Origin of the sequence: Nocardia macrotermitis (assembly GCF_009604405.1) — a bacterium.
Lineage (GTDB): Bacteria > Actinomycetota > Actinomycetes > Mycobacteriales > Mycobacteriaceae > Nocardia > Nocardia macrotermitis.
In genome coordinates this window covers 195,997-218,235 of the sequence record NZ_WEGK01000010.1, presented here as the reverse complement: position 1 = coordinate 218,235, position 22,239 = coordinate 195,997, and the positions used below count along the sequence as shown (strand labels likewise).

At 66.2% G+C, this 22,239-nt stretch carries 20 protein-coding genes; 16 read left to right on the top strand and 4 right to left on the bottom strand.

The genetic code is table 11. The annotated features are described in order from the left end of the window. The first annotated feature begins 241 nt into the window (after nucleotides 1-241). From NRB20_RS23285 to NRB20_RS23235, 11 genes are all read left to right on the top strand, one after another. A complete protein-coding gene (locus NRB20_RS23285) occupies nucleotides 242-745 on the top strand; it encodes a DinB family protein (protein ID WP_153412497.1) in 504 nt (167 codons plus the stop codon). Nucleotides 746-886: 141 nt separating this feature from the next. Further along, complete coding sequence (locus NRB20_RS23280; protein WP_319945300.1) at nucleotides 887-1,759, top strand: SDR family NAD(P)-dependent oxidoreductase; 873 nt, start codon at nucleotides 887-889, stop codon at nucleotides 1,757-1,759. A gap of 3 nt (nucleotides 1,760-1,762) precedes the next feature. Beyond that, a complete protein-coding gene (locus tag NRB20_RS23275) occupies nucleotides 1,763-2,890 on the top strand; it encodes a sulfotransferase family protein (protein WP_319945299.1) in 1,128 nt (375 codons plus the stop codon). 40 nt (nucleotides 2,891-2,930) lie between these two features. Continuing rightward, nucleotides 2,931-3,701 carry an SDR family NAD(P)-dependent oxidoreductase gene (locus NRB20_RS23270; protein ID WP_153412493.1) on the top strand — a complete coding sequence of 257 codons (771 nt, stop codon included), beginning with the start codon at nucleotides 2,931-2,933 and terminating at the stop codon, nucleotides 3,699-3,701. Between the two features lie 28 nt (nucleotides 3,702-3,729). Further along, nucleotides 3,730-4,650 carry a sulfate adenylyltransferase subunit CysD gene (gene cysD, locus NRB20_RS23265; RefSeq protein ID WP_153412491.1) on the top strand — a complete coding sequence of 307 codons (921 nt, stop codon included), beginning with the start codon at nucleotides 3,730-3,732 and terminating at the stop codon, nucleotides 4,648-4,650. Further along, nucleotides 4,650-6,587: a sulfate adenylyltransferase subunit CysN gene (gene cysN, locus NRB20_RS23260; protein ID WP_153412489.1), complete on the top strand. Its 1,938-nt coding sequence runs from the start codon at nucleotides 4,650-4,652 to the stop codon at nucleotides 6,585-6,587. Before cysD ends, cysN begins: the two co-directional genes overlap by 1 nt. Continuing rightward, nucleotides 6,580-8,184, top strand: coding sequence for an MFS transporter (locus NRB20_RS23255; protein ID WP_153412487.1), 1,605 nt, complete (start codon nucleotides 6,580-6,582; stop codon nucleotides 8,182-8,184). The genes cysN and NRB20_RS23255 overlap by 8 nt, the downstream gene beginning before the upstream one ends. Before the next feature lie 248 nt (nucleotides 8,185-8,432). Continuing rightward, nucleotides 8,433-9,236 (top strand): SDR family NAD(P)-dependent oxidoreductase, encoded by an 804-nt coding sequence (locus NRB20_RS23250; protein WP_153412485.1) that lies wholly within the window; start codon nucleotides 8,433-8,435, stop codon nucleotides 9,234-9,236. A 25-nt stretch (nucleotides 9,237-9,261) separates the two neighbouring features. Continuing rightward, nucleotides 9,262-10,080 (top strand): sugar phosphate isomerase/epimerase family protein, encoded by an 819-nt coding sequence (locus tag NRB20_RS23245; protein WP_153412483.1) that lies wholly within the window; start codon nucleotides 9,262-9,264, stop codon nucleotides 10,078-10,080. A 121-nt stretch (nucleotides 10,081-10,201) separates the two neighbouring features. Further along, the gene (locus NRB20_RS23240) at nucleotides 10,202-11,551 is read left to right on the top strand and encodes a hypothetical protein (protein ID WP_319945298.1); all 1,350 of its coding nucleotides are present in this window, start codon (nucleotides 10,202-10,204) and stop codon (nucleotides 11,549-11,551) included. Beyond that, nucleotides 11,548-12,969: an acyl-CoA reductase gene (locus tag NRB20_RS23235; RefSeq protein WP_319945297.1), complete on the top strand. Its 1,422-nt coding sequence runs from the start codon at nucleotides 11,548-11,550 to the stop codon at nucleotides 12,967-12,969. Before NRB20_RS23240 ends, NRB20_RS23235 begins: the two co-directional genes overlap by 4 nt. Before the next feature lie 44 nt (nucleotides 12,970-13,013). Here the strand turns inward: NRB20_RS23235 and NRB20_RS23230 are convergent, their stop codons facing one another. After that, complete coding sequence (locus NRB20_RS23230; RefSeq protein WP_153412476.1) at nucleotides 13,014-13,880, bottom strand: NmrA family NAD(P)-binding protein; 867 nt, start codon at nucleotides 13,878-13,880, stop codon at nucleotides 13,014-13,016. A gap of 172 nt (nucleotides 13,881-14,052) precedes the next feature. Between NRB20_RS23230 and NRB20_RS23225 the strand changes: the two genes are divergently transcribed. Continuing rightward, nucleotides 14,053-14,505, top strand: a complete 453-nt coding sequence (locus NRB20_RS23225; RefSeq protein ID WP_153412474.1) for a MarR family winged helix-turn-helix transcriptional regulator — start codon at nucleotides 14,053-14,055, stop codon at nucleotides 14,503-14,505. A gap of 64 nt (nucleotides 14,506-14,569) precedes the next feature. Here NRB20_RS23225 and NRB20_RS23220 read toward each other — a convergent pair whose 3' ends face one another. Together NRB20_RS23220 and NRB20_RS23215 are read right to left on the bottom strand one after the other, a co-directional pair. Next, nucleotides 14,570-16,261, bottom strand: a complete 1,692-nt coding sequence (locus tag NRB20_RS23220) for a DUF885 domain-containing protein (RefSeq protein ID WP_153412472.1) — start codon at nucleotides 16,259-16,261, stop codon at nucleotides 14,570-14,572. A gap of 53 nt (nucleotides 16,262-16,314) precedes the next feature. Beyond that, complete coding sequence (locus NRB20_RS23215; RefSeq protein WP_153412470.1) at nucleotides 16,315-16,680, bottom strand: hypothetical protein; 366 nt, start codon at nucleotides 16,678-16,680, stop codon at nucleotides 16,315-16,317. 150 nt (nucleotides 16,681-16,830) lie between these two features. Here NRB20_RS23215 and lhgO point away from each other — a divergent pair, with 150 nt between their 5' ends. Further along, entirely contained in the window at nucleotides 16,831-18,045 is a 1,215-nt protein-coding gene (gene lhgO / locus NRB20_RS23210; RefSeq protein ID WP_153412468.1) for an L-2-hydroxyglutarate oxidase, read from the top strand. A gap of 164 nt (nucleotides 18,046-18,209) precedes the next feature. Here the strand turns inward: lhgO and NRB20_RS23205 are convergent, their stop codons facing one another. Then, the gene (locus NRB20_RS23205; protein WP_153412466.1) at nucleotides 18,210-18,578 is read right to left on the bottom strand and encodes a hypothetical protein; all 369 of its coding nucleotides are present in this window, start codon (nucleotides 18,576-18,578) and stop codon (nucleotides 18,210-18,212) included. A gap of 322 nt (nucleotides 18,579-18,900) precedes the next feature. Between NRB20_RS23205 and NRB20_RS23200 the strand changes: the two genes are divergently transcribed. The 3 genes from NRB20_RS23200 (at nucleotide 18,901) to NRB20_RS23190 (ending at nucleotide 22,231) form a co-directional block, all read left to right on the top strand. Continuing rightward, nucleotides 18,901-19,938, top strand: a complete 1,038-nt coding sequence (locus tag NRB20_RS23200) for a LacI family DNA-binding transcriptional regulator (RefSeq protein WP_153412464.1) — start codon at nucleotides 18,901-18,903, stop codon at nucleotides 19,936-19,938. 134 nt (nucleotides 19,939-20,072) lie between these two features. Beyond that, on the top strand, nucleotides 20,073-21,269 hold the full coding sequence (locus tag NRB20_RS23195; protein WP_153412462.1) for a CaiB/BaiF CoA transferase family protein: 1,197 nt from the start codon (nucleotides 20,073-20,075) through the stop codon (nucleotides 21,267-21,269). A 56-nt stretch (nucleotides 21,270-21,325) separates the two neighbouring features. Then, complete coding sequence (locus tag NRB20_RS23190; RefSeq protein ID WP_153412460.1) at nucleotides 21,326-22,231, top strand: HpcH/HpaI aldolase/citrate lyase family protein; 906 nt, start codon at nucleotides 21,326-21,328, stop codon at nucleotides 22,229-22,231. Nucleotides 22,232-22,239 lie beyond the last annotated feature (8 nt).

Sequence of the window (22,239 nt, the reverse complement as noted above, 5' to 3'; positions counted from 1 at the left end):
CGAGCCCGATCTCGACGAGCCACGACCGATTCGTGCGCGGTCCGACATCCGTGTGCGGGACCGAGCATAAGCGTGGGTACCGACACATTCCGGGCGAGCGGTGTCCGCCCAGGTCAGCGGCGCAAGCGTGGGTCCCGGTGGCGGTGTGCGCCAACCGTGTTCGCGGCCGCCGCCCGACGTACCCTGTGCCCACACGTGACACCGGGGCAGCAGCCGTCACACCGAGAGAATCGAGCCGACGATGACGTATTCGATACCGCTGATCACCATGGGCGACGAGCGCCGGTTGCTGGAGGACATGCTGGATCGCAATCGAGCCGAGTTGATCAATACGGTGCGCGGGCTGTCCGAGCGCGATGCCCGTCGCCGGTTGGTCGCGTCGGTGACCACGCCGATCGGGTTGGTCAAACACGCGGCGGTCGCCGAGCGGATCTGGTTCCAGCACATTCTGGCGGGGGTGCCCAAGCACGAGATCGAGGGCGGCACGACCGCGGGCGAGGCGAGTTTCGTTGTCGGCGAAAAGGAGTCGGTGGACGCGGTGATCGCCGAGTTCGAGGGGGTGAACGAACGGTCCCGCGCGATCGCCGCCGGATTCGATCTGGATCAGCTTCGCACGCATCCCCGGCTCGGCGAGGTCAGCCTGCGGTTCATCTATCTGTTCCTGATCGAGGACTTCGCCCGGCACTGCGGCCACGGCGACATCCTGCGCGAGCAGATCGAGCACCCGGCGGGAGGAATCCAATAATTATATGACTGCACGACGAAATCCGTATTGGCCGCCGAAAGTCCTGCCGTTCTACGCTTTCCGAAGCGCGGCGGATACGCATTGCGACGCCTCGCACATTCATACGAGCTCCGTTTCGGAGCCGTGAGAGGAGGTCCCGGCGTGGACATACAGGACCAGGATTGGGCGCAGGTATTGGGCTTCGATCGGCTGCCATATCACACCGTCGATAAACGGGTGGCCGATCTGCTGGATATGACGGGCCGCAAGGCCGCCGTGACGGGTGCCGGTGGCGACGGTCTGGGATATGCGATCGCCGAGCGGCTGGCCGGCTGCGGCGCGGATGTCGCGCTCATCGGGCGGACGTTCGAGAAGGTGGAGCGTCGCGCGGCCGAGATCGAGAAGCGTTGGGGCGTAACGGCTGTGCCGATCAAGGCCGACATGTCGGACTGGGACCAGGTGCACGCGGCGGTCCGGGCGAGCCGCGACGAGCTGGGCGGTCTGGACCTGATGATCAACAACCCGGTCATGGTCTCGGCGGGTGCTTTCGATCGGCACACCAAGGAAGAAATCGACCTGACCGTGCTGGGCAGCCTGACCATGATGATGTACGGCGCGCACGCGGCGCTGGAACATCTGCTGCCGCAGGGCTCCGGCAAGATCATCAATATCGGGGCCGTCGCGGGCCGGGTGCAACAACCCGGACTGACCGTGTATTCGGCGTGCAAGGCGGGCGTCATCGGATTCACCCGGAATCTCGCCTACGAATACGCGCGCCGGGGAGTGAATGTGTTGGCGGTCGCCCCGGGCATCATGCTCAAGGACGAGATGAAACGTTATCTCGTCGACCCGCACAACGACGCCGAGCGCGCCGGACGCGAATCGATCGCCGAATCCATCACCCAGCGCGTGCAATTGGGCCGCGCGGCCCTTCCGCAGGAGGTGGCCAATGTGGTGGCCTTCCTGGCCTCGGACGCGGCGGATTACATGTGCGGGCAGACGATCGACGTCGCCGGTGGACAGTGGATGGGCTGAGCCGTGCCGACAATCGATGAGATATTGCAGCAGGCCGTCGCGACAACCGGTCTGGATGATTTCGGGGACGATTCTTTCCGTGCGGGCCTCGGCATTCTGCTGAATTCGCTCGACCGTGAGGCGCGGCTGAACTCCGAGGGCGAGGCATTCTTCTACGACCGCATCGCCCGCTATCTGAGCCAGCGGTTGCAGGTGGAGGACTGGTACCGGCGGCATCCGGAGATCGATGACGTCCCCATCCAGGGCCCGCTGGTCGGAATCGGCCTGCCGCGCACCGGATCCACGGCGTTGTCGATCCTGATGGCACAGGATCCCGAGGTGCGCTATCTGCGGCGCTGGGAATCCTCGCAGCCGTGCCCGCCACCCTCGACGGTGTCGGGCGTGGATCCGCGCATTCCGGTGGGCAAGGGCGAAATGGTCGGCACCCGGCATCATGTGCCCGTCGACAAGGACGGGCCGATGGAATGCCACGAGCTGATGGCCCTGGATTTCAAATCCCATATCTTCCATTCGTTCGCACAGATTCCGACCTATTCCGCGTGGCTGGTGCACGAGGCGGATCTGGCGCCGACGTTCGCGTATCAGCGGCGGGTGATGAAACTGCTGCAATGGGGTGAGCCGACCCGGCCGTGGCGGTTGAAGACGCCCTCGCACGTGCTATTCCTGGACGCGCTCGATCAGGCGTTCCCGGAAGCGAAATTCGTGATGACACACCGGGATCCGACCGATGTGATCCTCTCGGTGGCCGAACTCTACGCCGATATCATCGGCCGCTACTCCGACCATCTCGACCGGCCCTATATCGGACGGCTCAATGTCGAACACTGGACCCTCGGCATGCGACGCACGCTGGATTTCCGCGCGGCCGGTAACGATCACCGGTTCCGCGATATCGATTTCCGTGCGATGCAGGCGGATCCGATCGGGGAGATGAAGGGCCTGTACGGCTGGCTCGACGAACCGGTGTCCGGGGAATTCGAACGCCGCATGCTCGCCTGGTGGAATACCGCCGCGCAGGAGCGGGATCCGAGCCGCAAGGCCGATCCGATCCTGTTCGATCTGGATCTGGACCGGATCAGGCCCGAATTCGCCGAGTACGTGGCGCACGCGGAGCGCTGGACCGCGCGCTGACCCGCGGCACGGAATTGTCTGGAATCAAAGGAGATTCGTGATGCGCGGATTGCGCGAGAAAGCGTTCGTCGTCGCCGGTGGCGCGACCGGAATCGGTGCGGGCACCGCCGAGCGGCTGGCCGCGGAAGGAGCCCTGGTCACCGTCGGGGATATCAATCTCGCCGGTGCGGAGGCCACGGTCGAGCGGATAGCGAAGGACGGCGGCCGAGCCATTGCCGTCGAATTCGATCTGGCCGACGACGATTCGGTGCGCAGGATGGTGGATCGCACCATTGCCGAATTCGGTGCGGTGCACGGGCTGCACAATGTCGGCGCGGATCTGTCCCCGGCCAATCTGGGCCGGGACAAGACGCTGCTGGAGACCGATCTCGAGGTCTGGCAGCGCACGCTGGATGTGAACCTGCTCGGTTATGTGCGCACCTGCCGGGCGGTGCTGCCGCATCTGCTCGAACAGGGCGGCGGTGCGATCGTGAACACCTCCTCGGGGACCTCGCTAGGCGGTGACGCCTCGCGGGTCGCCTACGGCGCGTCCAAGGCGGCGGTCAATCAGCTGACCAGGCATATCGCCATCAATTGGGGTAAGGACGGCATCCGGTCCAACGGTGTCATGCCGGGGCTTGTGATGGGGGAGACGGTTCAGAAGCAGAACGATCTGGAATTGCAGCGGATGTTCGTCTCCGCGGCCCGCACCACGCGGCTGGGACGGCCGGACGATCTGGCCGGAGTGGTCGCCTTCCTGCTCTCGGACGAGGCGGAGTGGATCAACGGGCAGATGTGGTTCATCGGTGGCGGGGCCCACCTGCGCCAGTGAACGGCGTTGGTACGCAAAGGAGTTCGACATGACGACATCTATCGACGCGGTCGGGTTGACCCATCTGCAACGGCTCGAGGCCGAGAGCATCCAGATCATGCGGGAGGCGGTCGCGGGCAGCGAGCGGCCGGTGCTGCTGTATTCGGTCGGTAAGGACAGTTCGGTGCTGTTGCACCTGGCGCGCAAGGCATTTCATCCGTCGCGGCTGCCGTTTCCGCTGCTGCACGTGGATACGACGTGGAAGTTCCGCGCGATGTACGAGTTCCGGGATCGGATCGCGGCATCCGGCGATCTGGATCTGCTCGTGCACCGCAACCCGGAATGCGTTGCGCGGGGTATCAATCCGTTCGATCACGGCTCCGCGCTGCACACCGAGATGTGGAAGACCGAGGGGCTCAAACAGGCCCTGGACGGGCACGGTTTCGATCTGGCGTTCGGCGGCGCGCGCCGGGACGAGGAGAAATCCCGGGCCAAGGAGCGGATCTTCTCGCTGCGATCGGCGCAGCACCGCTGGGATCCCAAACGTCAACGCCCGGAACTGTGGCGGGTGTACAACACCCGCAAACGGCCCGGTGAGAGCCTGCGGGTGTTCCCGCTGTCGAACTGGACCGAACTGGATGTGTGGCAGTACATCCATCGGGAGCGGATCCCGATCGTGGATCTGTATTTCGCCGCGCCGCGCCCGGTCGTGGAGCGCGACGGCATGCTGGTGATGGTCGACGACGATCGAATGCGATTGGCGCAGGGGGAGATTCCCGAACAACGCATGGTGCGGTTCCGCACGCTCGGCTGCTATCCGCTCTCGGGCGCGGTGGAGAGCACCGCGACCACACTGCCGGACATCGTGCGGGAAATGTTGCTCACCACCAGTTCCGAACGGCAGGGCCGGATCATCGACCGTGACGCGACGGGCTCGATGGAGCGCAAGAAGCAGGAAGGCTACTTCTGATGGCGCACACCACGAACGACCTGGTCATCAGCGATATCGAGGAGTATCTGCGGCGGCACGAGCACAAATCGCTGCTGCGGTTCATCACCTGCGGCAGCGTGGACGACGGGAAGTCCACGCTGATCGGCCGGTTGCTGTACGACTCGAAACTGGTGTTCTCCGATCATCTGGCCGAGTTGGAGCGGGATTCGAAAACCGTTGGCACACAGGGCGGTGAACTCGATTTCGCACTGCTGGTGGACGGTCTGGCCGCCGAACGCGAACAGGGCATCACGATCGATGTGGCGTATCGGTTCTTCTCCACCGAACGGCGCAAATTCATCGTGGCCGACACCCCGGGCCACGAGCAGTACACCCGCAATATGGTGACCGGGGCCTCGACCGCCGATCTCGCGGTGATCCTGGTCGACGCCCGCAAGGGCGTGCTCACGCAGACGCGGCGGCACAGTTGTCTGGTGTCGCTGCTGGGCATCCGGCACGTCGTGTTGGCGGTGAACAAGCTCGACCTGGTCGGGTATTCGCAGCAGCGATTCGACGAGATCGAAAGGGAATACCGGACTTTCGCGCACAGCGTCGGCCTGGAGGAGATCGTCTGCATACCGATGTCGGCGTTGCGCGGGGACAACATCATCGACTCCGGTCCGAATATGCCGTGGTACTCCGGGCCGACGCTGGTCGGGCAGTTGGAGTCGGTGCCGATCGCGGACGAACGCAACGCGCGGCCGTTCCGGCTGCCGGTGCAGTGGGTCAATCGGCCGGACTCGGAGTTCCGCGGGTTCTCAGGTCAGATCGCCGGTGGCACAGTGCATCCCGGCGACAAGGTGCGGGTGCTGCCGTCGGGGCGGGAGAGCGTGATCGCCCGAATCGTCACCGCGGACGGCGATCTGGACGTGGCCGTCGCGGATCAATCCGTGACGGTGGTGCTTTCGGACGAGATCGACGTCAGCCGGGGCGATGTGATCGCGTCGGCCGCCGCGGCTCCCGGCGTGGCCGATCAGTTCGAGGCGCAACTGGTGTGGATGAGCGAGCAGCCGATGCTGCCCGGCCGCACCTACCAGCTCGAACTCGCGACCAGTTCGGCCGTCGCGCAGATCGCGCAGCCCAAGTACACCATCGATGTCGACAGTCTCGAGCACACCGCCGCGCGACAGCTCGAACTCAACGAAATCGGTGTCGTCACTTTACATCTCGACCGGCAGATCCCTTTCGATCCGTATGTCGAGAATCGGGACATGGGCGGCTTCATCCTGATCGATCGGCTCTCGCAGGAGACGGTCGCGGCCGGGATGCTGCGGTTCGCGCTGCGTCGCGCGCACAATATCCACTGGCAGGCGCTGGACGTCGATCGGCGGGCGCGTTCGCTCGCGAAGGGGCAGCGTCCGGCGGTGGTGTGGTTCACCGGCCTGTCCGGCGCGGGCAAGTCCACCATCGCCGATCTGGTCGAGAAAAGCCTGCACGAGCAGGGGTTCCACACCTACCTGCTGGACGGGGACAACGTCCGGCACGGCCTCAACGCGGATCTGGGCTTCACCGACGCCGACCGGGTGGAGAACATCCGCCGCGTGGTGGAGGTCGCACGGCTGCTCGCCGACGCCGGGCTGATCGTACTGGCCTCCTTCATCACCCCGTTCCAGGCCGACCGCGCCCGCGCTCGCGAACGCATCGGCGACGGCACATTCCTGGAGGTCCACGTCGATGCCCCCTTGGAGGTGGTCGAGGAACGCGACCGAAAAGGCTTGTACGCCAAGGCCCGTCGCGGTGAACTGGTCAACTTCACCGGCATCGATTCCCCCTACGAACCACCGGAGTCCCCGGAACTGCGCCTGGACTCCAGCGGCACCCGAACCCCACGCGAACTCGCCGATCAGGTGATCGATCGGTTGCGCACCGCGGGCATTCTGCGACCTCCCGACGCGGAGGGCTCGGTCGATGAGTGAAAATAGCTCGGCCGCAACAGTAGTCGATGATTCCGGCCGTCTCGACAACGCCTCGCGGCTGCGTATCTTCACGGTGCTGACGATCATCGTGCTCTACACCGAGGTCGCTCCGATCCAGTACACGATGGTCGCGGCCGGATTGCAGAAGATGTCGAAGACGTTCTCCGGCGTCGGCGGAAATATCAACTGGGCGGTGATCATTCTGGGCATCGTCGGTGCCGCGGCGATCCCGCTGCTGGGCAAATGCAGTGACATCTGGGGGAAGAAGAAGATCTTCCTGCTGTGCGGTGTGCTGTTCCTGGTCGGCTGCGTGGTCTGCGCGAGTACATCCAACTGGACGCTGTTCCTGGTCGGACGCGGTCTGTCGGCGCTGTCGCTGGCGACACAGTTCATCGCCTACGGTCTGGTGCGGGATCTGTTGCCGCGCAAGCTCGTTCCGGTCGGACTGGGCGTGATCGGCGCGGGGCTGGGTTTCTCCGGTGTGCTCGCGCCGGTGATCGGCGGCGTTCTGGTCGATCACTTCGCGTGGCAGGCGATGTTCTGGTTCCTGGCGATCTACACGCTGGTGTTGACGCCGCTGGTGGTGTTCCTGGTGCCCGAGACGAAGGTGCGGGTGCGGGAGCGGATCGATCCGCTGGGCGCGGTGCTGCTGTCCGGCGGCGCGCTGCTCACCCTGCTGTACCTGGACAACGGCCAGAGCTGGGGCTGGACCCGCCCGTCGGCCCTGGCCTGGCTGCTCGGCGGCCTGGTGCTGCTCGGGGTGTTCGTGCTGGTCGAGTTCCGGATTCCGCAGCCGCTGATCGATATGCGGCTGCTGTTCTCTCCGAAGCTCGGCATGGTGCTGCTGATGGTCATGTTCGGCGTCGGCATCACCGCCCTGATGCCGCTGGCGCTGGGGTACATGACGCAGACGCCCGCGGCGGCCGGACTGCGCGAATCGGTGATCGACGGGACGGTCGCCTCGGTCCGGCAGCACACCGGGCAGAGCATTCCGCGCGAGCTGGTGCACGTCGTGTTCGATCCCGGCTACAGCTACGGCGATGGATTCGGCATGCTGTCGTACGCGGTGCACATCGGGATCTGGGCGGGCCTGATCGTCATGGTCCTCGGGCCGATCGCCGGGGCACTGTCCCGTCGGGTGGGCGGGCGCGTGCTGGCGATCGCCGCCTTCGCCGTCCTCGCGGTGGCTTCGTGCGCGTTCGCGCTCACGCACTACAGCTGGCAGGCGTATCTGCTGATCTATCTGCTCGGCGGCATCGGCAGCGGATTTCTGTATGCGGCACAACCGATTCTGATCGTCGAGGCCGTGCCCGCGGAACAACAGGGCATCAGCGCGGGGATGCTCGGGGTGATGTCGAGTATGGGGTCGGGCGTCGTCATCGGCATCACCACCGCGCTGCTGAACAACAATCCGGTCGAGGCGCACATCGATGTGGCGGGGCATTCGTCGGTGACGGTGTTGTCGCAGGTGTTCACCGATCGGGGGTATGCCGAGGGGTTCTGGGTGGTCACGGGGACCACGCTCGTCGCGTTGGTGATCGCGATCTTCATGCGGCACGGGCGGAAGCCCGCGACGGGAGGGGATGTGCGGGTGTGACCGGCGTCGGGTGGTGGTGGGGCTACCCGCGCAACGCACACATACAGGACACTGAATATCATTCTGGCGAGTGGCTGGGTTAGAGGTAGGTGTTGCTGTGTTCCCAAGTCAGAAGCGTGTTGGAGCAGGATATTTCGTTACGTGACGTCGTGATCGAGGGCTGCGTCGGAGCATTCCCTGCGCTTCGGTCTGGTATCGGCAATGCGCTGATATAGTGCAATGAATTCGCCGATGAGGTGCGCGGCGAGATGTCGAAGGAGTTGATCGTGGTGGACGAAGGTGTGTCCGCGAGCCCGGACGGGGTGCTGGCCGGTCGGCGGATCGTCGTGTCGGGTGCGGCGACGGGGATCGGTGCGGCGGCGGTGGGATCTTTCGTCGAGGCCGGAGCGCGGGTCGTCGGGTTGTTCCATCGCACGCGTCCGTCCGGTGAGCTGGAGCGTTCGTGCGCGTGGGTGCAGTGCGACGCGCGTGATCGGGAGTCGGTAGAGAGCGCTTTCGACGCCGCTGTCGAGATTCTCGGTGGACTCGATGTGCTGCTGCACGCGGCGGGTGTGTGGCGGCCCAGCACCCCCGAGACGCTGACCGAGGACGAGTTGACGCTCGTTCTCGACGCGAATCTCCGCACGACCGTGCTGACCAATCAGGCCGCGTTCTCGCACATGCGCGAGAGCGGCGGCCGGATCGTGAATCTCGGTTCGGGCGAAGCGATTCGGGGCAATCCGATGGCGCCGCACTACGCGGCCGCGAAGGCGGGCGTGCAGGCGTGGACCCGATCGGCCGCCACCGCCTGGGGACCGCACGGCGTGACGGTCAACGCGCTCGCCCCCGCGATGGCGACCCCGGGCGCGGACCGACTCTGGGAACACCTGGGCCCGGAAGCCGAGGCGGCGTTCCGCGAGCGCCTGCGCCACACCATGCCGCTGCGCGGCGAACTCGGCGATCCCCGTACGGATCTCGGGCCGATGATGGTCTTCCTGGCCGGTTCCGGCGCGCGCTTCATGACCGGGCAGTTGCTGGCGGTCAACGGCGGATTGCAGATGCTCGGCGCGTGAGCGCCTGGCAGGGAGAGGAGATCCGATGGCCGAATTGGGGATCGAGAAGGCGAGCGTATTCAACCTGCCGCCGGTCGAATTCGTGGAACTGGCAGCGGAATTGGGCTGTCGGCACATCTCCGCCGGATTGGCCTCGTTCCCGTACGGGCGGCACTACTACCCGGAATACTCACTGCGCGAGGATCGTTCGTTGCGGCGACGCATGATCGAGACAATGGACGCCACGGGCGTGTCGATCTCGCTGGCCGAAGGTTTCGTCGTGCGGCCGGGCGTGGACGCTTCCGCGTACGAGAACGATCTCGACATATGCCGTGAACTGGGCGCACCCCGGATCAACGTCGTGAGCATGGACGACGATCCGGCTCGCACCTTCGACCAGTTCGCCGCCCTGCACGCGCTGGCCGCGCGGCGAAACCTGGAGACGACCCTCGAATTCGCCCCCTGCCTGGCCGTGCGTGATCTCCCCGCCGCGCTGAGCGTGATCGAGCGGATCGGCGATCCGAGCTTCCGGCTGCTTGTCGACACCATGCATCTGATCCGCTCCGGCGCGACCGCGAAAGATGTTGCGGCCCTTGATCCCACGCTGATCGGCTACGTCCAGCTGTCCGACGCCCCGCGCGTGCCGAGTATCGAGGACTATTTCGAAGAGGCGATGTATGAGCGGATGGTCCCCGGCGAGGGCGAGCTGGGCCTGGCGGAACTGCTGTCGGTGCTGCCCGGCGATCGCGTCTTCGGGCTCGAGATCCCGCTGCACAGCCGGATGACGGCCGGTCAGGGCCCGCGCGAACGAGTCGAGCCCTGCGTACGTGCCGCACGAAAACTGTTGGCCAGCCTGCCCGCCTGACAGCTCTCCGGTTCACCTCTTGCGCCGCGACCCGCATCTCGCCAATAATGATACGCATGAGATGCCATTTATCGAACTCGAAGTGACGGGTATCGACAGCGCAACTGGAAGGACGCTCCCTGTGGGCTCAGCTATAGAAAAACTGACCGGACTCGTCGATGCCGAGGACCGCTTCGAGCACTCGCACGCCGAGCTGCGCGAGACGCAGTTCGCCGCGATCGATGAGCGGTTCCAGGAACGCAAGGGCCGGATCAGACTCCTCGGGCATCGCGCGGCCGAGGCCGGTGTGACTGCGGTGCGGGCGCTCGATGACGTTGTGCCGCTGCTGTTTCCGCACACCGCGTACAAGAGCTATCCGGAGAGCTTCCTGATCGACGAGCGGTGGGACCGGCTGGGCAAGTGGCTGGGCACCATCTCGCCGTATCCGATCGCGCCGATCGAGACCGACGGCATCGGCGATATCGACGAGTGGATCGCGCGATTGCAGGCCGCGGGGCACTACGTGTCGTGTTCCAGCGGCACGACCGGGAAGTCCGCGATGCTGCTGGCCTCCGAACGCGATATGGAATGGTCGCGCAAGGACACGGTCAACGTGTTCTCCTGGGGCTCGGGTGTGCGACCGGCGCGGGATCGGCGGATGATGGGCGTCGCGCCCACCGCGGCGGTGCCGAAGAATCTGATTTCCGGTGAGGCACAACAGGATGCGTTCGGTGATCCGGACAAGAAGCGGTTCCGGCTGCCGATCCCGCCGCTGACCGTCGGCGCGCTGACCTCGATGGTGGTGTTGCGCAAGAAGATGGCCGAGGGGACCGCCACCCCGGCGGAACTCGTCGCCTTCGAACAGACTTCGAAACAGCGGCAGGAGTCCCTGGACAACGCGCTGATCGCCGCGGCCGAGGCGTTCATCGAGTACCGCGCCGACAAGCTCTACATCGGCGGCATGTGGAACGCGCTGTACCAGGTCGCCGTGCTGGTGCGCGAACGTGGTTACGCGGCAAAGGATTTCCACCCGGACAACTGCATCTACGTCGGCGGCGGGCTCAAGCGCGCCCGGCTGCCCGAGGACTATCAGCAGTTCGTGCACGAGACGTTCAACATCCCGCCCAACCGGGACTTCCAGAACTACTCGATGCAGGAGCTCAATTCCGGAATGCCCAAGTGCCGGCAGGGCAATCGGTACCACGTGCCGCCGTGGGTGGTGCCGATCATCCTGGACGAATCCGGAGATGCGTTGGTACCGCACAGTTCCGGTGAGGTCGAGGGCCGGGCCGGATTCTTCGACCTGTCCCTGGACGGGCGCTGGGGCGGGGTCATCACCGGCGACAAGATCTCCCTTGATTTCGATCAATGTGCCTGCGGGGCAAAGGGTCCGTCGGTGCGCAACAATATCGTCCGCTATGCGGATATCGCCGGTGACGACAAGATCGGTTGCGCCGGAACCGTCGATGCCTATGTGCGAGGACTGTCGTGACCGCTGCCGAAATTCGCGAAACATCTTCCGAGCCCGTCGTTTCCGCGCCGTTCTTCCTGCGCGGCGAGGTGGTCGAGGGCAGTGACGCGCGGCATCGTTCGCGCGATCTGGGCGTCACCTTCGCCACCCCGGCCATCGATCTGGACAAGGCGGTGCATCCGCGCACCGAGGTGCCGCCGCTGCTGAACGTGCCGGTCGCCGAGATCATCGACTTCCTGGTCGCGACCGGTGATCGGCTGCGTGACGAGCACAATCCCTTCGTCCGGGACTGCATCGATCGGATGACCTCGACCCATGTGCTGCCGCGCTCGGTGTTGCAGGCCCAGGTGACCGGTGCCGCTTACTATCTGGACAAGCGGCTGCTGGAAACCGTTGTGGAGCAGAACTTCCCGGACCCGCGCGCGTTGGACGAGTGGATTCCCAAGCGGGACTTCACCGGACGCAAGAGTTTCGTGCGGGCCTTCGCGCCCCGGCTGGTGCATGTGCTGCCGGGCAATTCGCCGGGGACGGCGGTCAAGTCGATCGCCCAGGGTGCGCTCGTCAAGGCGGTCAACCTGTTCAAGATGGCCTCCAGCGACCCGTTCACCACCGTGGCGATCCTGCGCACGATGGCCGATATCGATCCGGATCACCCTGTGGTGCAATCGATGTCGGCGGTGTACTGGCGTGGCGGGGACGAGTCCGTCGAGCGTGCGCTGTACCGGCCGCAGTACTTCGACAAGATCGTGGCGTGGGGTGGTGGCGATGCCATCGACAACGTGATCAAGTACCTGGGCCCCGGTTTCCAACTGGTGTCGTTCGATCCGAAGACCTCGATCTCGATGGTGGGCCGGGAGGCATTCGCATCCGACGAGACGCTGGACACCGCCGCCGAACTCGCCGCCTCGGACGTCATGGTGCTGAACCAGGAAGCCTGTGTGGCAAGCCGTTTCGTCTTCGTGGAGGCGAGTCCGGAAGAGGTGGACCGGTTCGGACAGCGGCTGTACGAGCGTATCGCGGCCAAGGCCGCGGCCTCCGGTGATACCCGCCCGCTGGACGGCGAACTGCGCGATCAGGTCGACATGCTCACCATGCTGGACGACGAGTTCCGGGTGTTCGGCAGGACCGACGGCACCGGCCTGGTGATCCGCTCGGACGAGCCGGTCGACTTCCACCCGATCAACAAGATCTCCAACGTGGTTCGCGTCGACTCGCTCGACGACGCGATGCGCTACGTCAACGTGGCCACCCAGACCGTCGGCTTCTATCCCTTCGACCGCATGCCCGACTACCGCGATCGTCTCGCCAGCGGCGGCGCGCAACGCATCGTCCACCTCGGCGAAGCGGGCCCCAGCACCATCGGCAACCCGCACGACGCGATGTACCCGCTGCATCGCTTCGTACACTGGATGGCCCACGAGGACGGCGTCGAGGAGTAATCACCCTGTGGGACGGGCGAATTCGCCCGTCCCACAACCGGCCGTCACCTGTCGAAGTACTGTTTGTTCCGCTCGGTGAAGGCTTCGACCGTGAGCGGCTCGACACCCGTGATATCCCGGACCGCGGAATTGGTGCCCGAGAAGATCCCGTTGCGATAGTCGACCGCGACGTTCACCAGATGCTGCACCATGTGCGGACTCAACCCCCGCTGTTCGAGGTTCGCCTGGAACTCGTCGAGTTCTATTGGTACATAAGTGATTTCGCGCCCGAGAGTGCGACTCATAGCGGCGGCGATCTCATGATGATCGAGTTCGACGGGACCGTGGAGAGGATAGATCTTCCCCGCGTGCGGTTCGGGATCGGTCAGAACGGCGGCGATGACCCGCCCCTGATCCTCCGCGGCGATGGGTGCGTGGCGGGCGTCGGCGAACGGCAGCCGCAGCTGCCCGGACTCCGGGTTGTAGAAGGTGGTGAGCCATTCGGCGAAGAAGGTGGGCCGGATGTGGGTCACCGACCCGTGGAAATGGTCCAGGATGCGTTCGGCGAGCCAGTGCTGACGCGCGGCATTGCTGACCGCATCGCGCCGGGCGGAGATCTGCGACATGTTGACGATGGCGCGCAACCCGTTCTCCTCGGCGGCCTGTAACAGGGCGGCGGTGGCCTCGAGCAGGCCCGGAGCGATCGGATAGGTGAGGTAGGCCGCGTCCATGCCCGCGGCGGCCGCGCTGACGGCATCGATATCGAGGAGATCGGCGACGACTATCTCCGCACCCGCCGCGGCGAGCCGGTCGGACCGGTCGTCGGCGCGATGCACCAGGGCGCGGACGTGCTGCCCCTGCTCGAGGAGTGTGGTCGCGGCATTCGCGCCGGTTTTGCCGGTGGCGCCGGTGATGAGGATATGGCCGGTCATGACGAAGTCCCTTCCGAGACTGGATGACTGAGCAACCGCACCGTGTAACGCCCGGAGATAGGGGCATATGCCCATTGTGATCAGGGGCACATGCCCGTATTTTGGGCATGCGGCCGGGACGCGCGACGTTGACCGGGACGGAAGGGCTGGAACAATCGACGGAGGTGCGCGAATGGCGGATCCGCGACCATCGGTGACCCGCGAGTGCTACGCCACCGCGTTGCGCAAGGCGTCGCGGCGGTTGACCGCGCTCTACGACGAGGTGCTCGCCCCGGCGGGATTGCGTTCGACGCAGTACGCCATCCTCGCCGAACTCGCCGTCGGTGCACCGGTCACGATCAATGAACTGGCTCGGACTCTGGTACTGGATCGCTCTGGCCTGGGACATTCGCTGCGCCCGTTGCAGCGCGACGGTCTGGTGCGGCTGGACAAGGACGACGCGGATCGGCGCAGTGTGCACGTCACGCTCACCGAGGAGGGGCGGGAGCGGTTCGAACGGGCGGTCGCGCTGTGGCGTTCGGCCCAGGATCGCGTCGTTGCGGTCCTGGGCGAGCAGGGTGCCGGTCAACTGCGGGACGAGTTGAACGAGCTGGCGACCGATGACCGCCTGACCCCGGAATCGTAGCGGGACAACGGGATCGGCCTCACCTGAGCGAGGCCGATCCTTCGGTGCCGAGGGTGCCGGGAATTCAGAGCCGGGACAACTCGTCCACCAGATCGTCCAGGCCCAGCGAACCCTGGGAGAGCGCGGCCATGTGCCAGGACTTGAGATCGAAGGCGTCGCCGTGGCGTCGGCGGGCGTTGTCCCGGCCCGTGAGCCAGGCGCGTTCGCCGAGTTTGTAGCCGATCGCCTGGCCGGGCATGGTGAGGTAGCGGGTCAGTTCGCTCTCCACGAAGTCGGCGGGGCGGCTGCTGTGTGCGCCGAAGAATTCCTGGGCCAGCTCGGGGGTCCAGCGTTCGCCCGGGTGGAAGGGGGAGTGCGCGGGGATCTCGAGTTCCAGGTGCATGCCGATGTCCACGATGACGCGGGCCGCGCGCATCATCTGCGCGTCGAGGTAGCCGAGGCGCTGTTCGGCGTCGGTGAGGTAGCCGAGTTCGTCCATGAGCCGTTCGGCGTACAGCGCCCAGCCTTCGAGGTTGGCGCTGACGCCGCCGATCGAGGCCTGATAGCGGGACAGATTCGCCGCGACGTGCACCCACTGCCCGAGTTGCAGATGATGTCCCGGAACGCCCTCGTGGTACCAGGTCGAGACGAGGTCGTAGACGGGGAAGCGGGTCTGCCCCATGGTCGGCAGCCAGGTGCGGCCCGGCCGGGAGAAGTCCTCGGAGGGCTGGGTGTAGTACGGCGCGGCCGCCGCACCGGCCGGTGCGATGCACGACTCGACCTTCCGCACCGGTGCGGCGAGTTCGAAGTGCGTGCCGTCGAGGTCGGCGATGGCCCGGTCCATCAGGCCCTGCAACCACTCGCGGACCTCGTCTACGCCCTCGATGTGCTTACCGTGCTCATCGAGGTATGCCAGTGCGACCCAAGGGGTTTCGGCACCGGGCAGGATTTTCTCCGCCTCGGTGCACATCTCGCCGAGCAGCCGGTGGAACTCGGACCACCCGTACTCGTACGCCTCGTCCAGATCCAGATCCGCGCCGTTGAAGTAGCGCGCCCAGCGTGCATAGCGTTCGCGGCCAACGGTATTCGGCGCGCCCTTTATCGCCGGGGCGTACACGTCGCGTATCCAGTCGCGCAGCTCCAGGACCGCGGCGTTCGCGACGCCTGCCGCCGAATCCAGTTCCGCGCGCAGCGATTCCGGGCCCGCGGCGACGAAGTCCTCGAACCAGCCGCGACCCTCGTCGTTCGGGTCCGACCATTCGGTGAGCTGCTGGACGAAGGTCGCGGTCGGGCGCGGCGCGGCGAACAGTTCGCGCTCCAGTCCGAGCTGGAGCGATTCGCGGTAACCCGCGAACGCGGCGGGTACGGCCCGCAGACGTGCGGCGATGGCCGTCCAGTCGGCTTCGGTCGCGGTCGGGCTGACGGTGAACACCTCGCGCACCGAATGCGCGGCCGTGCCCATATTGCCGACCTGCCGCAAACCCTCCCCGGTCTCGAGGATCGCCAGTTCCGCGGTCAGCCGCTCCCGTAGCAGCCGGGCGCACCGCCGTTCGAGATCGCTGTCCGCGCCGGGCTGCTGTTCGGCCGCGTCGAGTCGGGTCAGGGTGCGGTGGGCCAGCGCGGCGGCCGCCTCCTGACCGGCGGGTGAGAGGTCGGGTAGGGTGCTCGAACTCCGTTGTGCGCCAAGGTAAGTGCCGATCACCGGATCGAGGTCGATGAGTTCGTCGACGTAGGCGTCGGCGACCTGTCGGGGCAACGGATTCGTGGTCTGCGACATGTGCTCCATCATCCCTGTACGCGAGCCGGGACGCGCCGACGTCGGGAGATCGGTCAGGGAATATTGCGGAAGTTGTAGGACCAGTTGGGGTTCCAGACGTAGATCTTGCCGGTGGCCGAATTGGTGAGTGTGGTCACCGAATACAGTTGATGTTGCTGATCGCCGGGGCCCAGCTGCCAGGCGTCGAGGCGACCGGCGTCGTCGTGGCAGTAGATCCGGGACCGGCCGTACGGGCCCACGACCACGGGCCGGTTGGTCGTGTACGCGTCCGCTTCGGTGGGCGTCCGGAACAGGTCGTCGCACGAGCAGTAGTAACGGCCGCACGGCGTGTCGTATGCGGCGGCGGTACCGGCCGCTGCGAATACGGCTGCCGCGCCGACCAGCGTGATTGCTCCCATCGAACGAAGAGATCTCTTCATTGCGCCGACAGTACAGCGCGCATACCGCGTGCGACGGAACTTCGCGGCGCGTGTGATCCGGGCGTAGTCGTTGCGGACACCCCGCAGCGCGGTGGGTGCCGGGGGATACCGTGGAGACTCGCTGTGGCCTGCGGAGAAGGGAACGCTGAGATGTCGGTGCGGAAGACCGCGATCATCGGTGGGGGCATCATCGGTCTGGCCGTGGCGCGCGAGATCGTCCGCAAGGCGCCCGGCGTCGAGGTCACCGTGTTCGAGAAGGAGACGGCGGTGGGGACGCATCAGACCGGTCACAACAGCGGTGTGGTGCATGCGGGTCTGTACTACGAGCCGGGGAGTCTCAAGGCCGCGCTGTGCCGTCGCGGGGTGGGGCTGCTCGAAGAGTTCGTGCGGCGCAACGATATTCGGTACGAGAAGTGCGGGAAGCTGGTCGTCGCCCAGAATGCGGAGGAGCAGGCGCGGCTGCACGGGATCCACGAGCGCGCCACGGCCAATGGCGTGCCGGGGATCCGGCTGCTCGCGGGGCCGGAGATCGCCGATATCGAGCCGAATGCGCGCGGGCTCGCGGCACTGCACTCGCCCGAGACCGCCATCGTGGACTATCCGGCGGTGGCGCGGACGTTGGCCGCCGAGATCGAGACATCCGGCGGCACTGTGCTACTCGGTCGCCGGGTGACCCGGATGCAGGAGCGTTCGGGTGAGGTGCTGGTGTACAGCGACGGTTCCGCCGAGTCGTTCGATCTCGTAATCGCCTGTGCCGGACTACAATCCGACCGATTGGCGGTGGCCTCCGGCGAGGCCGCATATCCCCGGATCGTGCCCTTCTACGGCGACTACTTCGTCCTCGACGCCGCCAAGACGGATCTGGTGAAGGGCCTGATCTACCCGGTTCCCGACCCGAAGTATCCCTTCCTGGGTGTCCACCTGACCCGCACCGTCGACGACACGATCATCCTGGGCCCCAACGCATTTCTGTCCCCGGGCCGCGAATCCTATCGCCGCGGCCGCATCTCTCCCCGGGACACGTTGAGCGCCATAGGATTTCCAGGGTTCTGGCGATTCGCGGCGAACAACATCCCCGCCGCGATCCGCGAAACCCGCACCGCCTTCAGCGCCCATTCCTTCGTGGAGCAGGCCCGAACCTACGTCCCCGCCATCACCACCGCCGACGTCCACCGCGGCCCCCGCGGCATCCGAGCCCAGGCCATGAACCGCGACGGCACCCTGGAAGACGACTTCGCCATCAGCGGCACCCCCCGAACCGTCCACGTCCGCAACGCCCCCTCACCCGGCGCAACCTCCGCCCTCGCCATCGCCGAACACATCGTCCACGAAGCCCTCACCCGCCTGGACCCGCCGCCCGGATGATCCGCCACCGCGGTCCGTCCAAGACGTCGGCCGCCTTGGCGTCGAGTACGGTCGTGCGGACCGGTGCATCCGTGCGAGCGGACGTGCCGCGGTGATTCGTACGGCGGCCCATCGGCGAGATCCGTTGCTGCTCGCGGCGGACACTGTCGGCGGTCGGTCGTGAATCAGCCTGTGGCGCGCGGGAATCGGTCGAGCGGTACCCGGGCGAGGATGCTGTCGAGTTCGCCGCTACGGGCATCGGACCACGCGACGTAGGCGTCGGTATCGGTGAGGACGATTCCGGACCAGCGGTCGCCGGGCGGTCCGGAGTTGCCGCGCGGTTCGGTTTCGCGATTCACCTGGATCGGAGTTCCGAACGATCGCCCGTGGTCGAACGACACCGTGGAGAAGACATCCACTTTGTTCGTCCGCCACATCACCCCGAGACGGCCGCCCGGCCCGTAGCCCATCCAGGGACGTTGGGGATCCGGTGCGGCGATCACCGCCGGACCCGACCAGGATTCGGCCGCAATGGAATCCACTCGCATCTCCACATCGAAGATGCTAGGTGCGGAAGCGGCTGATGTCGTAGTCCCGTGGGACCTGATCGCGGCATCGCACTGGTACTCAGGTGCCATGCGTGGGGGACCGGCCGCGCGGGCGGGTGCCGTTGGTTGGACGTGGTGTCGGGATACATCGTTGTTCGGTGGGCGGGACCGTTGTGCGTTCGGGGCCGGTCGCGTGGCGTGGGCCGTTGAGTCGGCGTGGTGTTGGGGTGCGTCGTCGTTCGGTGGGCGGGGTGGTTGCGTGGGTGGGGGTGGCGTGCTTGTCTGGCTGGACGGTGATGTGTGATTCCGGTCGGACGCGAGGTGGGCTGTGGGTAAGCGGGCGCGGTCGGGGTCGGTCGGGGTTGTCGATCTGGCTCGGGAGCTGGGGGTTTCCACGGCTACGGTGTCGCGGGCGTTGAACGGGAGTTCTGCGGTGCGGGCGGAGCAGGCCGAGCGGATCAGGGCGCATGCGGCGGCGCGGGGGTATGTGCCGAACCGGCTGGCCAAGGGGTTGTCGGCGACGCGGAGTCGGGCGTTCGTGGGGTTCGTGGTGCCGTATGTGGACACTCCCGCGTATTCGACGGTGGCGGCGGAGTGTGCTCGGTTGTTGTCGACCGACGGGACGCAGATGATTCTGACCATCACCGAGAACGATCCCGAGCGCGAGTTGCGGCAGTTGCGCGAGATGACGGCCAGTCGTGTTGCGGGACTGATCATTTCGCCCAGTGCCGGGATTCTCGAGGAGTCGCGGGCGATACTCGGGGCGCTGCCGGTCGTGGAACTGCATCGCGCCTGCGGGATCCGCGCGCCGGGGGTGTTCAGTGATGACGAGCAGGCGTTGATGGACGCGGTCGGGCATCTCGCCGAACTCGGGCATCGCGAGATCGCGTATGTCGGTACGTCGCAGGAACTTTCGCACGGCGCGATCCGGTTGCGCGCGGTGCGGCGGGGGATGGAACGGGCCGGGCTGGAACCGGATCGGATGCCGACGCGGCTGCTGGAACCGACCAGGCGTAACGGGCGCGCGGCGGCCGATGAGCTGCTGGGGATGCCGAATCCGCCGACCGCGCTGCTGGTCGGGGGTGGAGCGCTGTCCGTCGGGGTGGCGGAAGCCGTGCGCGCCAGCAGATTTCGTGTTCCCCAGGACCTGTCGCTCATCGTGTACGGCGATCCCGAGTGGTTCGCGTTGAGTAATCCGGCGTTGACGACGTTGCGGGTGTCGTATGCGGAGTTGGCGCGTACGGCGGCGCGGCTGTTGTCGGAGGCGCTGGACGTTCGGGAGTCCGGCGCGGAGATCGCCGCCGAGTCGCATCTGATCACCCCGGAGTTCCGGCTCGGGGGTTCCACCGCGTCACCGCGCTCCTAATTCAGTTCACTGATTTATCGATGTGTGTCTAGGTTAGCCGAAACTGTCCCGCTCTTGACGCAACTTCAGGACTAATGGTCTACTCAATTCCGATGTAATCGTTTACATCGAGATCGAGGGAGAGGAAGGCCACCATGTCCGAAGGCCCCCTGTCGGGACTCAGGGTGATCGATGCGGCCACCCTCGCCGCGGGCCCGCTCATCGCCACCTGGCTGTCCGAGTTCGGCGCCGAGGTGATCAAGGTCGAGCAGCCCGAGGGCGGAGATCCGCTGCGCCAGTGGGGAACCCAGAAGGACGGCATCGGCCTGATGTGGAAAAGCCTGGGGCGCAACAAGAAATCGATCACCCTGAACCTGCGGCACGAGGCCGGCCGCGACATGCTGCGCGCCCTGGCCCGCGAAGCCGATGTGCTGGTGATGAATCTGCGCCCGTCCACGCTCGACCGCTGGGAGCTGAACTACCCCCGGATGCGGGCGGAGAATTCGCGGCTGGTGATGGTGCACGTCACCGGATTCGGCGCGGGCGGCCCCAAGAGCGACCGGCCCGGATTCGGCACCCTGGGCGAGGCGATGAGTGGATTCGCCCATCTCACCGGACATCCCGACGGCCCGCCGACGCTGCCGTCCTTCATGCTCGCCGACGGTGTCGCGGCGCTGACCGCCACCTACGCGGTGATGATGGCGCTGTATCACCGCGACGTGCACGGCGCGGACGGTCAGCTCATCGATGTCAACCTGATCGAACCCCTGGCCCGGCTGATCGAACAGCCGGTGCTCACCTTCGACCAAACCGGTTCCGTGACAACGAGAACCGGCAATCGCTGGGATATCAGCGCACCGCGCAACACCTATCGCACCAAGGACGGCCACTGGCTGGCGATGTCCGGCAGCGCGCCGACCATCGCGATGCGCGCCCTGCGGGCTGTCGGACGCGCGGATCTGACCACCGACCCGCGTTTCGCCGAGGCCCAGCAGCGCCTGGCCAATGCCGCGCAGATCGATCGGATCATGGCGGACTGGATCGCCGAGCACACCCTCGACGAGGCTATGACGGTCTTCGAGGCGGCCGAGGTCGCCGCCGCGCCGGTCTACGACGCGACGCAACTGCTGGCCGATCCGCAGATGCGGGCGCGCGGCGTCTACACCTCCCAGCCCGATCCCGAACTCGGCGCGATGACCGTGCAGGGGCCGGTCCCGCGTTTCTCGGACAGCATCGGTCGGATCGATCACCTGGGCCCGCGACTGGGCGAGCACAACGAGGAGGTCTACCGCGAGCTGCTCGGTCTCGACCAGGTCCGGTACCAGCGACTCCGGAACGACGGCGTCATCTGAGAGCCGTTGTCCCGCAATCACTTCAACCGCATTTCAACCGAAAGGAACGTGCACACATGACCGTTCGGGCTCGCCGGTCGGAACTGGCAACTCCCGCAAGCAACGACTGGATGTTCACCACGGCGATCGAATCCGGCGCGGATCTGGTGTTCCTGGATCTGGAGGACGCGACCCTCCCGTCCGAACGCGAGGCCGCGCGCGGCAAGGTGATCACCGCATTGTGCGAACTCGACTGGGGCACAACGGTTCGCGCGATCCGGATGAACGGGATCGATACGCACTGGGCGTACGGGGACGTCATCGAGGTGGTCACCGGTGCGCGCGAGGCGCTGGACATCATCATCGTGCCGAAGGTCCGTTCGGCCCGCGACGTGTGGTGGGTCGACATCCTGCTCACCCAGCTCGAGGAGCAACTCGGCCTGACGAAGCGGATCGGTCTCGAGGTGCTCATCGAGGAGACCGAGGGATTGCAGAACGTCGACGAGATCGCCCGTGCGAGTGACCGTTTGGAGGCGATCATCTTCGGCGCCGGTGACTTCTCGGCCTCGCAGGGCGCGCGGGTGGACACCAATTTCGATCCGCTGATCGACTTCCCGGGCGACTTCTGGGGCTATGCGCGGGCCCGGGTCGTGGTCGCGGCGCGCGCGGCGGGCGTGGACGCGATCGACGCGCCGTTCCCCAAGTACCAGGATCCGCAGGCATACGGCATCGCCTGCGATCGCGCCGGAGCCATGGGTTACGCGGGCAAATGGGCCATCCACCCCAGTCAGGTGGAGATCGCCAACACCGCGTTCAGCCCGACGCCCGAGGAGATCGCGCACGCCCGCAAGGTCGTCGAAACCTACCGTGCGGCAGAGACTTCCGGGCGCGGTGCCAGCGCCCTGGACGGCATGCTCGTGGACGCGGCGCATCTGCGGCACGCCGACAACATCACCCGCAGAGCCGATCTGCTCGGACTCTGACCGAAAGG

What these genes read in the sequence shown, in the direction of transcription:
- NRB20_RS23245 (WP_153412483.1), top strand. Translation starts at nt 9,262, where the DNA reads ATGGCCGAATTGGGGATCGAGAAGGCGAGCGTATTCAACCTGCCGCCG.
- lhgO (WP_153412468.1), top strand. Translation starts at nt 16,831, where the DNA reads ATGTCGGTGCGGAAGACCGCGATCATCGGTGGGGGCATCATCGGTCTG.
- NRB20_RS23190 (WP_153412460.1), top strand. Translation starts at nt 21,326, where the DNA reads ATGACCGTTCGGGCTCGCCGGTCGGAACTGGCAACTCCCGCAAGCAAC.
- NRB20_RS23220 (WP_153412472.1), bottom strand. Translation starts at nt 16,261, where the DNA reads ATGTCGCAGACCACGAATCCGTTGCCCCGACAGGTCGCCGACGCCTAC.
- NRB20_RS23250 (WP_153412485.1), top strand. Translation starts at nt 8,433, where the DNA reads ATGTCGAAGGAGTTGATCGTGGTGGACGAAGGTGTGTCCGCGAGCCCG.
- NRB20_RS23215 (WP_153412470.1), bottom strand. Translation starts at nt 16,680, where the DNA reads ATGAAGAGATCTCTTCGTTCGATGGGAGCAATCACGCTGGTCGGCGCG.
- NRB20_RS23255 (WP_153412487.1), top strand. Translation starts at nt 6,580, where the DNA reads ATGAGTGAAAATAGCTCGGCCGCAACAGTAGTCGATGATTCCGGCCGT.
- NRB20_RS23270 (WP_153412493.1), top strand. Translation starts at nt 2,931, where the DNA reads ATGCGCGGATTGCGCGAGAAAGCGTTCGTCGTCGCCGGTGGCGCGACC.
- NRB20_RS23225 (WP_153412474.1), top strand. Translation starts at nt 14,053, where the DNA reads ATGGCGGATCCGCGACCATCGGTGACCCGCGAGTGCTACGCCACCGCG.
- cysN (WP_153412489.1), top strand. Translation starts at nt 4,650, where the DNA reads ATGGCGCACACCACGAACGACCTGGTCATCAGCGATATCGAGGAGTAT.
- NRB20_RS23285 (WP_153412497.1), top strand. Translation starts at nt 242, where the DNA reads ATGACGTATTCGATACCGCTGATCACCATGGGCGACGAGCGCCGGTTG.
- NRB20_RS23230 (WP_153412476.1), bottom strand. Translation starts at nt 13,880, where the DNA reads ATGACCGGCCATATCCTCATCACCGGCGCCACCGGCAAAACCGGCGCG.
- NRB20_RS23195 (WP_153412462.1), top strand. Translation starts at nt 20,073, where the DNA reads ATGTCCGAAGGCCCCCTGTCGGGACTCAGGGTGATCGATGCGGCCACC.
- cysD (WP_153412491.1), top strand. Translation starts at nt 3,730, where the DNA reads ATGACGACATCTATCGACGCGGTCGGGTTGACCCATCTGCAACGGCTC.